General features: G+C 69.4%; 9 protein-coding genes and 1 pseudogene. 2 read left to right on the forward strand and 8 right to left on the reverse strand.

The features are described 5' to 3' along the window. The first annotated feature begins 33 nt into the window (after positions 1 to 33). A complete protein-coding gene (locus SOM39_RS16795; protein WP_320459011.1) occupies positions 34 to 954 on the forward strand; it encodes a LysR family transcriptional regulator in 921 nt (306 codons plus the stop codon). 55 nt (positions 955 to 1,009) lie between these two features. Then, the gene (locus SOM39_RS16800) at positions 1,010 to 2,233 is read left to right on the forward strand and encodes a patatin-like phospholipase family protein (RefSeq protein ID WP_320459012.1); all 1,224 of its coding nucleotides are present in this window, start codon (positions 1,010 to 1,012) and stop codon (positions 2,231 to 2,233) included. An 18-nt stretch (positions 2,234 to 2,251) separates the two neighbouring features. On the opposite strand, the gene glgX is transcribed toward SOM39_RS16800, so the two are convergent. The 8 genes and pseudogenes from glgX to xth form a co-directional block, all read right to left on the reverse strand. Next, positions 2,252 to 4,375 carry a glycogen debranching protein GlgX gene (gene glgX / locus SOM39_RS16805; protein ID WP_320459013.1) on the reverse strand — a complete coding sequence of 708 codons (2,124 nt, stop codon included), beginning with the start codon at positions 4,373 to 4,375 and terminating at the stop codon, positions 2,252 to 2,254. Next, the gene (locus SOM39_RS16810; protein ID WP_083214152.1) at positions 4,372 to 4,536 is read right to left on the reverse strand and encodes a DUF2934 domain-containing protein; all 165 of its coding nucleotides are present in this window, start codon (positions 4,534 to 4,536) and stop codon (positions 4,372 to 4,374) included. Before SOM39_RS16810 ends, glgX begins: the two co-directional genes overlap by 4 nt. A 9-nt stretch (positions 4,537 to 4,545) precedes the next feature. Then, a complete protein-coding gene (gene treY / locus SOM39_RS16815; RefSeq protein WP_320459014.1) occupies positions 4,546 to 7,050 on the reverse strand; it encodes a malto-oligosyltrehalose synthase in 2,505 nt (834 codons plus the stop codon). Continuing rightward, a complete protein-coding gene (locus tag SOM39_RS16820) occupies positions 7,047 to 8,960 on the reverse strand; it encodes a 4-alpha-glucanotransferase (protein WP_320459015.1) in 1,914 nt (637 codons plus the stop codon). Before SOM39_RS16820 ends, treY begins: the two co-directional genes overlap by 4 nt. Next, a complete protein-coding gene (treZ, locus tag SOM39_RS16825; protein WP_320459016.1) occupies positions 8,957 to 10,696 on the reverse strand; it encodes a malto-oligosyltrehalose trehalohydrolase in 1,740 nt (579 codons plus the stop codon). The genes SOM39_RS16820 and treZ overlap by 4 nt, the downstream gene beginning before the upstream one ends. Beyond that, positions 10,693 to 12,600: pseudogene (gene glgB, locus SOM39_RS16830) on the reverse strand (1,4-alpha-glucan branching protein GlgB); the annotation flags it as partial. The pseudogene glgB and the gene treZ, both read right to left, overlap by 4 nt. A gap of 41 nt (positions 12,601 to 12,641) precedes the next feature. Beyond that, entirely contained in the window at positions 12,642 to 14,210 is a 1,569-nt protein-coding gene (gene glgA, locus SOM39_RS16835) for a glycogen synthase GlgA (RefSeq protein ID WP_320459017.1), read from the reverse strand. Between the two features lie 326 nt (positions 14,211 to 14,536). Continuing rightward, a complete protein-coding gene (gene xth / locus SOM39_RS16840) occupies positions 14,537 to 15,334 on the reverse strand; it encodes an exodeoxyribonuclease III (RefSeq protein ID WP_320459093.1) in 798 nt (265 codons plus the stop codon). Positions 15,335 to 15,404: the final 70 nt, after the last annotated feature.

Here is a 15,404-nt window from a genome sequence, read left to right on the forward strand (position 1 = left end):
AATTGCTCAAATGGCATTTATGGAGCAAACCCCATGCAGCTCAAGGCCCTGCGCTACTTCCTGATGGTGGCGAGCACCAGCAGCTTCCTGGCCACCGCCCGACATTTCCGGGTACCGGCCTCCTCGGTGTCGCGCTTCATCGCCGCGCTGGAAAAAGACCTGGGCCGCCAGCTGTTCTACCGCAGCACCCGCGCGGTGCGGCTCACCGAGGACGGCGAGCGCTTCCACCTGCAGGTGCGGGAGGCGATCGAGCTGCTGGATGCGGCCGTGGACGACCTGGGGCGCGATGACGGAGGGTTGAGTGGCCGGCTGCGGATCAACGCGCCGGAAGCCTTCGGGCGGCTGCACGTGGCCCGACTGCTCAACGCGCTGCAGGCCGCGCACCCGGCACTGGATGTGGAACTGCAGCTCACCGATGCGTACATCGACCCGGTGCAGGAAGGCGTGGATATCACGGTGCGGATCGGGCCGCAGGTGGACTCGGGATTGATCGGCAGGACCGTCGCTGCCCAGCAGCAGATCGTGGCCGCCAGTCCGGCCTACCTGGCCGCGCACGGCACGCCGCGGGTACCCGCCGACCTGCTGGAACACCGTTGCCTGCTCTACAAGGGCCAGTTCGGCACCCAGCGCTGGTACTTCCGCGAGGAAGCGTCGCAGGCATTCGAAGGCATCAACGTCAGCGGGCCGTTGTGCAGCAACAACGCCGAAGTGCTGCTCGCCGCCGCGCTCGAAGGGCACGGCGTGGTGCTGTTTCCCAGCTGGCTGTACCGCCGCGAAAGCTTTGCGAAGCAGCAACTGGTGCCGCTGCTCGGGGCGTGGGAAGGCTCGGTCGCGACCGAGACCTCCTACATCCAGCTGCTGTCACCTGAGAACAAGCTGCGCTCGCGCAAGGTGCGCGAGGTGACCGCTTTCCTGCTGGAAGGCTTCGGCACCCCACCCGCCTGGGATCTGTAGAGACGCTGCGGGAATTACTGTGGAACCGGGTCCGGGTGGATGCCACGCTGGGCGCATGGATGCGATCCATGCCTACCGCCGCCTCCCGCTTCTGGCCGCTGTCCTGGCGGTGTGCCTGCTGCTCGGCGGCTGCGCCACCCTGCCCCGCACCCCGGTGCCCGCCGACCAGATCGCCTGGGCCGTGGTACCCGGCATGCCGGACGTGCGTGCCTGGGCCGGCCGGCCGAACCGCGACATGGAGCTCGACTTCGAGCAGTCCATCCGCGATGAGCGCGCGGATCAGTTTCCGGTGGCCGCCGACGGGCGCATCCACTATCCACATCTGGCCCTGTCCGGCGGAGGCGCGAATGGTGCCTTCGGCGCGGGCTTCCTCAACGGTTGGACCGCGACCGGCACCCGCCCCACCTTCAAGATCGTCACCGGCGTATCCACCGGCGCCTTGATGGCGCCCTATGCGTTTCTCGGCCCGGACCACGACCAGGCCCTGCGACGCTTCTACACCACCACCTCCGACGCCGACGTGTTCGCCGCCGGAAACCCGCTGATGGCGCTGCTTCGCCGCGATGCACTGGCCAACACCGCGCCGCTGGAGGCACTGATCGCACGCGCCATCGACGCGCCGCTGCTGGCCCGGATCGCCGCCGAACACCGGGCCGGGCGTCGTCTCTACATGGGGACGGCAGATCTGGATTCGCGCCAGTTCGTGGTCTGGAACATGGGCCTGATCGCCATGCGCGGATCGCCCGAGGCGCTGAGGCTGTTCCGACGGGTGATGCTGGCGTCGGCCTCGATCCCGATCGCCTTTCCGCCGGTACTGATCGAGGTCGACGTGCTGGGCAAGCGCTACGACGAAATGCATGTGGACGGCTTTGTCGCCGCCAACATCTTCCTGCATGCGGGCATCATCGATCCGCAGCGGATTTACAACCGGCTGTCACGCGCGCCGGCCACCTACGATACTTTCATGATCCACAACGGCCAGCTGGCCGCGGCGTCGGACCCGGCGGAGCGTTCGCTGCGCGGCATAGCCTTCCGTTCCATCGACGTTGCCGGCCGCGCCGGGATGATCGGCGACCTGTTCCGCGAGTACGCCTACGCCCGGCGCGACGGTGCGCGTTTTGCCTGGGTCACCATCGATTCGCGTCTTGCGCTGGCCGACGCCGCCAGCTTTGATCCGGCGCGCATGACCGTGCTCTACCAGGTCGGCTACGACCGGGCCCGCGAAGGCCCGGTGTGGCTGTCGCGCCCGCCCGGGATGTTCCCCGCCGACGAGCCCTGAACGCGGGAGGCAACGCGGTCAGTGCGTACTGCTGCCCCGGCTGGCCAGCAACGCGATGGCGCGGTCCGGCAGGTGCCAGTGCCCGTGCTCGTCGGCCTGCACCGGCGCGTCGTCGACGGAGGTGATCAACAGCCGCCAGGGCGTGTTGTCCAGCGGCGGCGGCACGAAGGCCTGCGGCTCCGCAGCGGCATTGACCAGCAGCAACAGCTGGATGCCCTCCACCCCGTTGCCGTTGCCGTCGCCATCAGCGGGCATCGCCGGCAGCTGCAGCATCAAGGCCCGCTGCTGCGGTGCGTGCCAGTCGCCTTCCTGCATCGGCTGGCCGTCCGGCCGGATCCAGTGCGCGGCGTCGGTGCCGTGGCCGTCGCGGGCGTCGAGGAAGCGGCTGCGACGCAGCTGCGGGTAGCGTCGCCGCAGCGCCAGCAGGCGGCGTACGAACAGCGACTGCTGCTGGCCTTCTTCGCTCGCCGCGCGCTCCCAGTCGATCCAGTTGATCGGGTTGTCCTGGCAATACGCGTTGTTGTTGCCATTCTGGGTGCGGCCGAACTCGTCCCCGGCCAGCAGCATCGGCGTGCCCTGCGCGAGCAGCAGGCTGGCCAGCAGGTTGCGCATCTGCCGGCGACGCAGCGCCAGGATGCCGGGGTCGTCGGTCGCCCCCTCCGCGCCGTGGTTCCAGGAAATGTTGTGGTCGGTCCCGTCGCGGCCTTCCTCGCCGTTGTCCAGATTGTGCTTGTCGTTGTAGCTCACCAGGTCGTGCAGGGTGAAGCCGTCGTGCGCGGTCACGAAATTGACCGACGCCGACGGCCGGCGCCCGTTGTGGTCGAACAGGTCCGCCGAGCCCATCAGGCGCGTGGCGAACTCGGAAAGCTGGCCTTCGTCGCCCTTCCAGAACGCGCGCAGGTTGTCGCGGAAGCGGTCGTTCCACTCGGCCCAGCCCGGCGCGAAGTTGCCGAGCTGGTACCCGCCGGGCCCGATGTCCCAGGGTTCGGCGATCAGCTTCACCTGGCTCAGCACCGGGTCCTGGCGCACCGCATCGAGGAAGCTGCCGGACGGATCGAAGCCGGCGCGTTCGCGCCCGAGGATGGTGGCCAGGTCGAAGCGGAAGCCGTCCACGTGCATGTCCTGCACCCAGTAGCGCAGCGAGTCCATCACCATGCGCAGTGCGCCCGCGTTGGTCAGGTCGAACGTGTTGCCGGTGCCGGTGTCGTTGATGTAATAACGGCGATCATCGGCGAGGCGGTAGTAGCTGGCATTGTCGATGCCCTTGAACGACAGCGTCGGACCCAGTTCGTTGCCCTCGGCGGTGTGGTTGTACACCACGTCGAGGATCAGCTCCAGTCCGGCGTCGTGCAGGCTGGCCACCATCTGCTTGAACTCGGCGATGGTGCTGGTGGAGAGGAAGGACGGATCTGGCGCGAAGAAGCCCAGCGTGTTGTAGCCCCAATAGTTCTTCAGTCCGCGCTCGACCAGGTACTGGTCGTCCACGTGCGCATGCACCGGCAGCAGCTCCAGCGCGGTCACGCCCAGCTGCCGCAGGTGGTCGGACAGCGCGTCGGAACGCAGCGCCGAGAAGGTGCCGCGCATGGCCTCGGGCACGGCCGGGTGCTGCATCGACAACCCACGCAGGTGCGCCTCATAGATGACCGTCCGGTCCCACGGCGTGGCCGGGCTGCGGTCGGCGCCCCAGGTGAACGCCGGATCGACCACCACGCAGCGCGGCACGTAGGCCGCGCTGTCGCGCCGGTCGAAGCTCAGGTCCTTGTCCTTGTGGCCCAGGGTGTAGCCGAACAGATGCGGCGCCCATTTGATCTGCCCGACCAGCTGCTTGGCGTACGGGTCCATCACCAGCTTGTTCGGGTTGAAACGATGGCCGGCCTCCGGCGCGTACGGGCCGTGCACGCGGTAACCGTAGCGCTGGCCGGGCCGCGCGTCCGGCAGGTAACCGTGCCAGATCTCATCGGTGTATTCGGGCAGGCGGATCCGCTCCACCTCGCGTCCGCGTTCATTGAACAGGCACAGCTCCACCTGCGTGGCGTGCCGGCTGTACAGCGAGAAGTTGACGCCCAACCCATCCCAGGTGGCGCCCAGCGGGTACGGTCGCCCTGCCCTGACACGCGTCTGTCCTGCGTTGCCGGTACTCATCGCGGCACCTCCTGGTCGTGCAGGAGCGCTTCGATCTCGGCGGCGACCAGCCGCTCGGCCATCTGCCAATGACGTGCCGACTGTCCTTCCGGGCGGCCTTCCGCCTCCCAGATCTGCCGGGCCAGTTCCCGGGTGCGTTCGGCTTTCTGTTGCTCGTCCATCGTCGTATCTCAGCAGGTTGAATGAATCGCGACCGGGCTGCCGTCGAACAGCTGCCGCAGGCGCAGGGGAGTGCCATCACTGACCAGCGCCGCGCCGGTCAGCAGGTTGCGGTAATGCCCGGGCGGGACCGTCAGGGTTGCCCCGCCCCAATGCGACGCGGACAGCGCGGCGCCCTGCCGGGCAGGCTGCGCCGCGGTGTGGCGCGCCACCGCCACCAGCAGCCGCTGGCCGGCGTGTTCGCGCTGGAAGGCCAGCATCGCCACCTCGCGGTCCGCATGCAGGGGTTGGTAGGTGCCTTCGGCAAACAGCGCCGGCTGTTCGCGTCGCAGGGCCAGCACGTGCCGCAGCAGGCGCGCCTTGACCGCGCCGTCCTGCCACTGCGCCAGCAGCTGCGGCCAGCGGCGTGCGTCGTCGAGCCAGGCGCGGCGGCGCGCGTAGTCCACCTCGCGGCGATTGTCCGGATCCACCAGCGACAGGTCCCAGCCCTCGGTGCCCTGGTACAGGTCGGGCACGCCCGGCAGGGTCAGCCGCAGCGCCAGCTGGGCCAGCCCATTGCGGGCGCCGGCGGCACCGACATGCTCGGCCGCCTGCTGGAGGGTGCCGCGCAGCGAGGCCGTGGCCGGGTGCAGCAGCAGCTGTTCGATGAAGGCCTGCGTGCGCGCCTCGAAGGCGGTATCCGGGTCTGTCCAGGAGGAAAACAGATCGGCCTCCCGCAACGCCTTCAGCTGCCACTGCACGACCCTTTCCGCGAAACTGCGCGGATCGTGCAGGCCCTGCATCGGCCACGCGCCGAGCAGGGTCTGCCACAGCATGTGGCGCACCGCCGGCGGCGGCAGGGCCATCCCGATGCGTGCAGCGCGACGATCCAATGTCCGCACCAGCCTGCCCCACCACTGCGGCTGCTCGGACAGCACCGCCAACCGCGCACGGCTGTCTTCACCGCGCTTGTGGTCATGGGTGGCCGTGGCCAGCATGGCCTGCGGGTGGCGATGGGCGCGCATCAGCGTGCGCGTATGCAGGGCACGCGTGGACAGGGCGAAATGGTCGGGACGGCTGCCCACCTCGTTGCGCGAGAGCAGCACGCCGTAGCGGTAGAACGCGCGGTCCTCCACCGCCTTGGCGTTGAGCGGCGCGCTGAGCTGCTGGAAGCGCCGCCGCAGCGTGGCGCGTGCGCGCGCATCGCCAGCGTCGTCGCGGAAGCAGGCGGCGATCCAGCCCGCCGCCAGCACTGTATCCGCCGGTTCCTCGCGCGCCACGCTGTCCAGCACCGCGTCCCAGCGACGCTGGTCGGGTTCGTCGAAACAGGTTGGCGTGGCATACGTCCGATAAACCGGGAACCGCACCAGCAGCGCGGTCAACGCACGCGACAGCAGCGCACGCCCGAACCGGGCGCTGGCCGGCAACGCGGCGCGCTCCATGCGCAGCAGGTGTCGCAGCAGTGTGTCGAACTCGCTGCGCAGGCCACGCGCCAGCATTTCATCGCGCGCCCGCCGTTCTTCCTCGCCGAACGACGTGGTGCGCCCCGTGGCCTGCTGCCACTGCCGGGCCAGCGCTGCCTCGCCCGACGCGTCGTGCAGCCAGGCCGAGACCTGGTCCATGAAATCGTAGCCGGTGGTCCCGTCGCAGGCCCACGACGCCGGCAGTTCCTCGTCCGGCGCCAGGATCTTTTCCACCCACAGCAGGGGCGCAACGCCGTGCGTGGCGCAGGCGCTGTCCATCGCGGTGCGCAGTCGCTGCAGGTAGGCCTGCGGGTCGGCAATGCCGTCCACGTGGTCCACGCGCAGGCCGTCCACCAGCCCCTCGGCCAGGAACGCCAGCGGCAGGCGGTGCACGGTGTCGAACACCGCGTCGTGGTGCACCTGCAGGGCGACCAGGCTGGAAATGGTGAAGAAGCGCCGGTAGTTCAAGCGGTCGTCGCCCAGCCGCCACCAGATCGGGCAGTAGGCCTGGGCCCCGATGACGCCGCGCAGCCCGGCAGGGGCGGCATCGGGCACCGTGCCGGGCGCCAGCGGCAACCGCGCCTCGTGGTGGCGCAGCACCGCAACGCCAGCCTCCTGCTCCACGCGCAGCACGCCGTCCTCGATGGCCGCGTCCAGCGGTCGATCCAGGATCGGCAGCTGCAGCGCGCCGCCTGCCAGCGGCGCCTTCCAGTTGATATCGAACCAGTGGGCATACGCGCTGCCGCGGCCGTGTTGAAGCACGTCCCACCACCAGCGGTTGTCTGCGTGCGCGGCCATGTGGTTGGGCACGATGTCCAGCACCAGCCCCATGCCACTCGCCCGCGCCCGGTTGGCAAGCGCGCGCAGGGCACGTTCGCCGCCCAGCTCGGGGTTCACTTCGGTCGGGTCCACCACGTCGTAGCCATGGGTCGACCCGGGCACGGCGCGCCAGATCGGCGACAGGTACAGGTGACTGATCCCCAGCGCGGCGTAGTAATCCACCTGGCGCGCGGCATCGTCCAGGGTGAATCCTGCATGCAGCTGCAGGCGCGCGGTGGCGCGCACCCGGCTCATGGGCCCACCTGCGCGCGGGCGGTAGCGAAACGTTGCATGGCGTCCTCCAAGGTGTGCTCGACCCCTTCGGTGGGCAGGCGCTGGCGCCAGTTCGGGTGGACCCCTACCGTCCCCGGCAGGTTGACCTGCTCGGCCATGCCCAGCGCGTCTTCCACCGGCAGCAGCGCCAGCGCCGATGGACTGGCGCCGACGTATTCCAGTGCTGCGCGGCGGCCGGATATCTCATCCAGGGCACGCCCTTTCATGGCTTCATCGAGGCGCGCGATATCGGCGCTGCGCTCGGCGGCCTGTTGCCGCAGTTCCTCCTCGTCCAGCTCGCCGAGCCGGTGCCGCCAGCCAAGATCCAGCCCCCGTCGCCAGCCGACCAGGGTCGGCAGGTCGTGGGTGCCGGTCATCGCCACGGCATCCGCGCGCCATGCCCCGGGCGACAGGAAGCCGCCGTCTTCATCGCGTGCGAACGGCAGCACATCCATGCCGAGCACGCCGCGTGCGGCCAGTGCCTGGCGGATGCCCGGAGGCACCACCCCGAGATCCTCGCCGATCACGATGCAGCGGCTGCGCCACGATTCAATCGCGGCGATGTTGAGCAGGTCCTGCAGCGGATACCTCAGGTAGGCGCCCTGTCCTGCCCCGGCGCCATCGGGCACCACCCACAACCGCTGCCAGCCGAGGATGTGGTCGATCCGGATTCCGCCACGGTCGCGCATTACCGCACGCAGCAGCGCGATGAACGGTGCGAAGCCCTGTTCGGCCAGCCCGTGCGGCGAATAGCTGGTTACGCCCCAGACCTGACCTGCGGCGCAGAATCTGTCGGGCGGCGCGCCGAGCACCAGCCCGCGCAGCAGTGCGCTGCCGGCGGCGTCGGCTTCAGCGCCGGCGGGATCGAAGCCCACCGCGAGGTCGGCGATCAGGCCCAGCCCCATGCCGCTCGCGTGCGCCTGCGCCTGTGCACGCTGCCAGCCGCGGCTCACCATCCATTGTCCGAACAGGTACAGCGACGACGACAGGCCCAGGCGCGGATGCATGAACGCCACATGCCGCGCCAGCGCCGGGCCACCGTCGCTGACGAAACGCTGCAGGTCGCTGGTCGCTTCCGCGTCATCGGAGATCGCGCCGCGCACCGCACCCAGCCATGCCCATTTGGCCATCGCCGCCGCCGGCCAATCGATCAGGGGTGCGGCGCGCAGTGCGGCGAGCTGCTCGCGCAGCGCGGGGTCGCGCTCCAGCACCTGCAGCGCCGCATCACCGAACTGCTCCACCGGTGCGGCGTACACCGCCTCCAGGAAGCGCCGGTCGCCCGGGAAATAGGGACTGTAGTCTGCGTCCATGCCGCCGCCGGCGTGCACTGGCCCGAGTGCCAGCGCATCCGCGCCGGCCGCGCCCGCCTGCCGCGCCCACGCCGCGCAGGCAGCGGTATCGCCGGTGCCGCCATCGTGTGGGCCACGGGCCGCATACGGTTGCAGGACCAGGCCCCACGGATGCGCGCGGCTCACCGCATCGTGGACCCCGAAACACCGCAGCGGCGCCACCGCAACACGCTGCGTGTGTGCACCACAGGCCAGGGTCCAGTAGCCCGGACGTGCCGGCGCCGTCGCCTGCCCCGCCGCGTTGGTGTGGCCGTCCTCCCGGCTGCCGTCCTCGTGCTCCCACACGCAGGGCGCATCTGCGGCGCCGGCATCCACCGGCGTCCCGACCACGGCAGTGCGCAGCAGCGGGACCTGGCGGCGCGACCCCAACGCGGACAGCGCCTCGCGACGCTGCGCGGGCGTGGCGTTGGGAATCTCCAAGGCGTCGAGGATCGCGCCAAGTACCGCGTCATCCACGCGTTGCGGACGCCCGGCGATATCCACCCAGTCCACGGCGAGGCCGACCGCCTCCGCCAATGCGCCCAATCCCGGTTGCGTGCTCATGCTGCAGCCACCACCACGGCATACAGGCTGTCGGGCGCCAGTCCGTCCTCACGGACCGGTGGGCCGAGCCTGAACACTTCGCGTCCGGCCGGCAACGTCACCGGCACGGTGGCATCGCTGGCATTGAACGCGATCCACCACTGCGCTCCGGGCAGCTGCCAGCCAGCGCGCAGCACGCCCGGCGCCAGCACATCAGCACCCAGCGACTGCGCGCTGGCGGCTGGGCCGAGCCAGGCCGCACGCACCGCGAGCAGGTCCCGGAACCAGGCCAGCCAGGCCGCGGCGTCGGGATCGTCGTCCGTCGGCCACGGGGCACGGGACAGGGCCAGCGTGGTCGGCGCATTCGGATCCGGGATCAGCGCACGTCGGTGCTCATCCTTGAAGCTGCTGAAGTGCGCGAATTCGGCGCGGCGGCCCTCGCGCACCTGCTCGTCCAGCGGCGTGCGGTGGTCGGTGAAATACAGGAACGGTGAGCGCGCGCCCCAAGGCTCGCCCATGAAGAACATCGGAATCATCGGCGTCAAGGCGGTCAATGCCATCGCCAACGCGGTCCGGCGCGGCCCCACCAGCTGCAGCAGGCGCTCGCCCTGCGCACGATTGCCGGTCTGGTCGTGGTTCTGGCAGAACACCACGAACTGCTGCGGCGGAATGCCCGCGCTGGGTTCGCCCCGCGCACGCCCACGGCGGGTGGTCTCGCCCTGCCAGGCAAAGCCCTCGGCCAGCACCCGGCGCAGGCGGCCGGACGGATCGTCGGCGTAGTCGCCGTAGTAGCCTTCGTGCTCCCCGGTCAGCAGCACGTGCAACGCGTTATGGAAATCGTCATTCCACTGCGCGGTGAACCCGCTGGCCAGCAACCCCGACTGGTTGTTCTCGTTCTCCAGAACCAGCAGCACCTCGCGGCCGGGCAGCGCCGCGCGCACCCGGTCACGCAGCAGGTTCAGGAACGCCAGCGGATGGATGGCGTGCACCGCGTCGAGGCGCACGCCATCGAACCGGTAATCGCGCATCCACATCACCGCGTTGTCGATGAAGTAGCACTGCACCTCGGGGCGGCGGAAATCGACCGCGTTGCCCCACGGGGTGCACAGGTCGCTGCGGAAGAACGCCGGCGCCAGGGCCGGCAGCGGATTGCCGTCGGGCCCGAAATGGTTGTACACCACGTCCAGCAGCACCATCATGCCCAGGCCATGGGCAGCATCGACCAGTGCCTTGAGCTCGTCAGGCGTGCCGTAGGCCGGCGAAGGCGCGTACTGCAGCACGCCGTCGTAGCCCCAGTTGCGCTCACCCGGAAAGGTGGCCACCGGCATCAGCTCGATCGCGGTGAATCCGAGGTCGGCCAGTTGCGGCAGCTGTTCGCGCACCGCGTTGAACGACCCGCCGGCGGCGCCCACGTGCACCTCGTAGATCACCGCCTCGTGCCACGGCCGGCCGGACCGGTCCGGATGCTGCCAGTCGAAGTCGTCGGCCACCAGCGCGCTGGGTCCGAACAGGCCGTCAGGCTGCTGACGCGAGGCCGGGTCGGGCACCGTGTCGCCGCCATCGATGCGGTAGCGGTAGCGCATGCCGGGCGCACCCGGCGCCGTCAGCGCGAACCAGCCGCCATCGCTGCCCTGCATGGGCAGCACCTGGTCTTCCAGCAGCAGATCCACCGACGTGGCCGCCGGTGCCCACAGTGCGAAACGCCAACCGCCGTCCGTATCCTGCCAGGCTCCCCACCGCACCTGCGCTGCACTCATTCCCTGGCCTGCAGGTAAAGCACCGACAGCGGCGGCAGGGTCAACGGCAGCGACTGCGCGTGGCCGTGCATCGACTGCGCAATGGTCGCCACGCGACCCTCATTGCCCAGGTTGCTGCCGCCATAGAACGCGCTGTCGGTGTTGAGGATCTCCACCCAGTCACCGGCGGACGGCACCCCCAGCAGGTAGCCATGCCGCGCCACCGGGGTGAAGTTGCAGACCACCAGCGTCGCCCGGCCTTCGCCGCGCGGCGGATGGCGTACGAACGCAAGCACGCTGTTCTGGTGGTCATCGCTGACGCTCCACTCGAATCCGGCATCGTCATCGTTGGCCAGGCGCAGGCTCGGTTCCTGCTGCAGCAAGCGGTTGAGGTCGCCGACCAGCCGGGCGATGCCGGCATGTTCGTGCCGCGCCGCACTGTCCCAGTCCAGCGCAGCGTCGTGGTTCCATTCCGCCGGCTGGGCGAACTCGCCGCCCATGAACAGCAGTTTGCTGCCCGGGTGCGCCCACATGAACCCATAACAGGCCCGCAGGTTGGCGAACTGCTGAGCACGCTCACCCGGCATCTTCGCCAGCAGCGAGCCTTTGCCGTGCACCACTTCGTCGTGCGACAGCGGCAGGATGAAGCGCTCGCTGAAGGCGTAGATGGCGCTGAACGTCATTTCACCGTGGTGGTGGCCCCGGTGGATCGGATCGCGGCGCAGATACGCGAGGGTGTCGTGCATCCAGCCCATGTTCCATTTGTGGGTGAACCCCAGGCCGTTCGCGTTGGCCGGTGCGGTGACGCCCGGCCACGCGGTGGATTCCTCGGCCATGACCAGCACCTCCGGGAAGCGCGTCCGGATCGCCTCATTGAACTGGCGAAGGAAGGCGACCGCCTCCAGATTTTCGCGACCGCCGTTGACGTTCGGCAGCCATTCGCCTTCGGCGCGGCTGTAGTCGCGGTACAGCATCGAGGCCACCGCATCCACGCGCAGCCCGTCGATGTGGAAGCGTTCGATCCACTCCAACGCGCTGCCGATCAGGAACGCGGCCACTTCGGTGCGCCCGTAGTTGTAGATCAGCGTGTTCCAGTCCGGATGCAATCCGAGCCGCGGGTCTTCGTGCTCGTACAGCGCGGTGCCGTCGAAGCGCTGCATGCCGTGTGCATCGCTCGGGAAGTGCGCTCCCACCCAGTCGACGATCACGCCCAGCCCGGCCACGTGGCAGCGGTCAACGAACGCCGCGAAGTCTTCCGGGCCGCCGTGGCGCGCGGTCGGCGCGAACAGGCCCAGCGGCTGGTAGCCCCAGGACCCGCCGAAGGGATGCTCGCTGACCGGCAGCAGTTCGATGTGGGTGAAACCGAGGGCCTTCACGTACGGAATCAGCGCATCGCCCAATGCGGACCAGCCGAGCGGCTGGCCGTCCGCATCGCGGCGCCAGGAACCCGCGTGCACTTCATAGACTGAAATGGCCTGGCCCCCGGCCACGCCGCGTGCGGCCATCCACGCGCCATCCTGCCAGGCGTGCGTCGCCGGACCGACAACGCGGGAGGCGGTGTCGGGCGGCAGTTCGCAGGCACGCGCCATCGGGTCGGCCTTGAACGCCACCGAGCTTCCGTCACCGGCAGTGACCGCGAACTTGTAGCGGGCACCGACCGCCACGCGCGGCACGAACCCTTCCCAGACCCCCGCCTCGGGATGCAGGCGCAGCGGGTGCCGCTCCGCGTCCCAGCCGTTGAAATCGCCTACCACGGCCACCCGGCTGGCATTGGGGGCCCACACGGCGAAGCGCACACCGCCGTTTCCGGTGGCCACTGCGCCCAGCAGCCGACGGGCGGCGTCCGGGTCCCCGCTGCGCAGTGCGTCGAGCTGCGCCGGGGTGAGCGCGGTGTCGTCCGTAGTGCCGGGTGATTCGGTCGGATCGGATGCGAAGCTGGCGTCGCGCGCAACGAAGGCGTGCTCGCTCATGCCTGCAGCTCCGGCACGCGCGCATCCAGCACACGCTCATACAGCCTCAGGTACTCCGTCCCGGCCAGGTCCCAGCTGCTCGGCCGCAGCATGGCGGCGCGGCGCATGGCCGACAGCAGCCCGGGGATGCGGTAGGTGCGGAACGCACGCTGCACGCAGCGGCGCAGCGAGTCGGCGTCGGCCGAGTTGAACAGCAGGCCGGTCACGCCGTCCTCCACCGTGTCGATCAAGCCGCCGGTGGCGTGCGCGATCGGCAGGCAGCCGAACCGCTGCGCATACATCTGGCTCAGCCCGCACGGCTCGAAGCGGGAGGGCATGAGCAGGAAATCGGCCCCGGCGAACATCTTGCGGGCGAGGCCTTCGTCGAACCCGGGGTACACGCCCACGCTGGAGGGGAACCGTCGCGACAGCGCGGCCACTTCCGCTTCGATGCGCGGTTCACCGCCGCCGATGATGGCCAACTGGCCCCCGGCGGCGGCGATCTGGTGCGCCACCGCGCAGCTCAGGTCCAGGCCCTTCTGGTGGACCAGGCGCGAGACCACCGCGAACAGCGGCCCGTCGCTGTGCGGCAGCCCCAGCGCACGCTGCACGCGCCGCTTGTTGGCGACCCGGCCTTCCCAGCGGTGCAGGTCGAAGTGTTCGCTCAGGTGCAGGTCGGTGCGCGGGTCCCAGCTGCTGTCGATGCCGTTGACGATGCCGCTCAAGCGACCGCTCGCCGCGTGGCCGGACAGCAGCGCGTCCAGCCCACAGCCCTGTTCGGGGCCGGTGATCTGGCGCGCGTAGCTCACGCTGACCGTGTTCACATGGTCGGCATGCACGATGCCCGCCTGCAGGAACGACAGCCGGCCATGGAAGGTGATGCTCTCGGCCTGCTCGGGCGAAACGCCCAGCACGGCGGCGTCTTCAAGCGGGAACAACCCCTGGTAGGCCAGGTTGTGGACGGTCAGCAGCGCGGGCACGTCCGAGCCGTACCAGCGCAGATAGGCGGCGGCCAGTGCGCACGGCCAATCATTCAGGTGCAGCAGTTCCGGCTGCCAATCCATGCCGGCATTGCCACAGGCGATCACCGCCGCGGCGCGCGACAGCGCGGCAAAGCGCACTGCGTTGTCACTCCAGTCCTGCCCGCTGCCATCTACGTATGGACTGCCACCTCGCTGGAACAGCCCGGGGCACACCAGCACCAGCACCGGCACGCCACCCGCAAACGTCTCCCCGATGTCGCAGGCGGGAATTCCGGCCCGTGCCGGCACGCGGCCCACCAACCGCAGGTCCGGCGCCCCCGCGATGACTTCGTCGTAGCCCGGAATCAGCACCCGCACATCCGATCGGGTGCGCAGCGCACGCGGCAGGGCCGCGGCAACGTCGCCCAGCCCGCCGGCCTTGACGTAGTCCGCCATCTCGGAGGTGACGAACAGGACGCGCCGAGCAGGATCGACACGACCGAGCGGCGGCGGGGTGCTCTCCACGGCGCGCAGCCGGGGCGAGCGGCGAACGCGTGTGCCGCCTTCGCCGCCAGCAGGAACGGGCAAAGCCACGGGAACAGCGATCTGACGCAGATGCGACATGGGGGGAATCTCGAAGGTGGTACCGCGGTGGGGGTGCCATCGGCATTGCGCCAAGGGCGGGGGTTTTCTGCGGCGCCGGAAACGTCGCGCGCGAACCTTGGTTGGAATCTACCTGTGTGCGGAATAAACACCGCGTGAACTTGATGCGACAACATCGTGACCCCAACACGCTTCGCAGGCGCAATGTGCCTGCAATGCAGCGCTTGTCGCAGGTTGTCGATGCTTGAACGGCATGAGCAGATGCGTTCGCATCATGACCTTCGCGTCTGCCGCCGCCCGCCTGAATCCTTCATTCTCGGCCGCGTGCCGTCACGCCTCCGTTGCAATCATTGCGGCGCGAGCGCTTCGATCCAGGTCGGCGCGTGGTCACTTGCTTTCTCCAGACCACGAACCCAGCGGTCCACACCGGCGTCCTTCAGTCCGTCGGCCAGCACCGGGTTCAGCAGCAGGTGGTCGATGCGAAGCCCACGGTCGCGTTCGTAGTGCTGGCGGAAGTAATCCCAGAACGTGTAGATCGTCTGCTCGCCGTAGACGTGGCGGAGACTGTCGGTCCAGCCCTGTGCCAGCAGATCGGCGTACGCCTCTCGCGCCTCCGGCTGCAACAGGGCATCCCGCCGCCACGACTTGGGATCGTAGATGTCGGCGTCAGTCGGCACCACGTTGAAATCGCCGATCAGCGCGACCGGATGCGGCAGGCCGACCAGTCCCAGCGCGTGCTTGTGCAGCCGCTCCATCCACTTCAGCTTGTACTCGAACTTCGGCCCGGGCTGCGGATTGCCGTTGGGCAGGTAAAGACCTCCCACCAGCACGCCGTGCGCCGCCGCCTCCAGATAGCGGCTCTGGTCGTCGGTGCGATCGCCCGGGAGCCCGCGCCGGCTTTCGATCGGGTCCTGCCCACGCGCCAGCAACGCCACGCCGTTCCAGGCACGCTGCCCCTGCCACAGGCAGCCGTAGCCTGCGTCACGGATCTCGGTTTCAGGAAACGCATCCTGGCTGGCTTTGAGCTCCTGCAGCGCCACGATGTCCGGTTTCTCTTTCTCCAGCCACGCCAACAGGTGCGGAAGCCGCGTCTTGATCCCGTTGACGTTGAAGGTGGCAATACGGAGGCGCCTGCGACGGGCCATGGCGTACTCCAGCAGGAGGGAGTCGCCAGTATTCCCGGCATTGCGCTGCGTGCGCGTCAAGAGTCCGCTC

The organism is Stenotrophomonas sp. CFBP8994 (genome assembly GCF_034044835.1).
GTDB classification, from domain to species: domain Bacteria; phylum Pseudomonadota; class Gammaproteobacteria; order Xanthomonadales; family Xanthomonadaceae; genus Stenotrophomonas; species Stenotrophomonas rhizophila_A.

Bases quoted from the DNA above. Each gene is read 5' to 3' on its own strand.
- SOM39_RS16795 (WP_320459011.1), top strand. From the start codon at position 34: ATGCAGCTCAAGGCCCTGCGCTACTTCCTGATGGTGGCGAGCACCAGC.
- SOM39_RS16800 (WP_320459012.1), top strand. From the start codon at position 1,010: ATGGATGCGATCCATGCCTACCGCCGCCTCCCGCTTCTGGCCGCTGTC.
- glgX (WP_320459013.1), bottom strand. From the start codon at position 4,375: ATGAGTACCGGCAACGCAGGACAGACGCGTGTCAGGGCAGGGCGACCG.
- SOM39_RS16810 (WP_083214152.1), bottom strand. From the start codon at position 4,536: ATGGACGAGCAACAGAAAGCCGAACGCACCCGGGAACTGGCCCGGCAG.
- treY (WP_320459014.1), bottom strand. From the start codon at position 7,050: ATGAGCCGGGTGCGCGCCACCGCGCGCCTGCAGCTGCATGCAGGATTC.
- SOM39_RS16820 (WP_320459015.1), bottom strand. From the start codon at position 8,960: ATGAGCACGCAACCGGGATTGGGCGCATTGGCGGAGGCGGTCGGCCTC.
- treZ (WP_320459016.1), bottom strand. From the start codon at position 10,696: ATGAGTGCAGCGCAGGTGCGGTGGGGAGCCTGGCAGGATACGGACGGC.
- glgA (WP_320459017.1), bottom strand. From the start codon at position 14,210: ATGTCGCATCTGCGTCAGATCGCTGTTCCCGTGGCTTTGCCCGTTCCT.
- xth (WP_320459093.1), bottom strand. From the start codon at position 15,334: ATGGCCCGTCGCAGGCGCCTCCGTATTGCCACCTTCAACGTCAACGGG.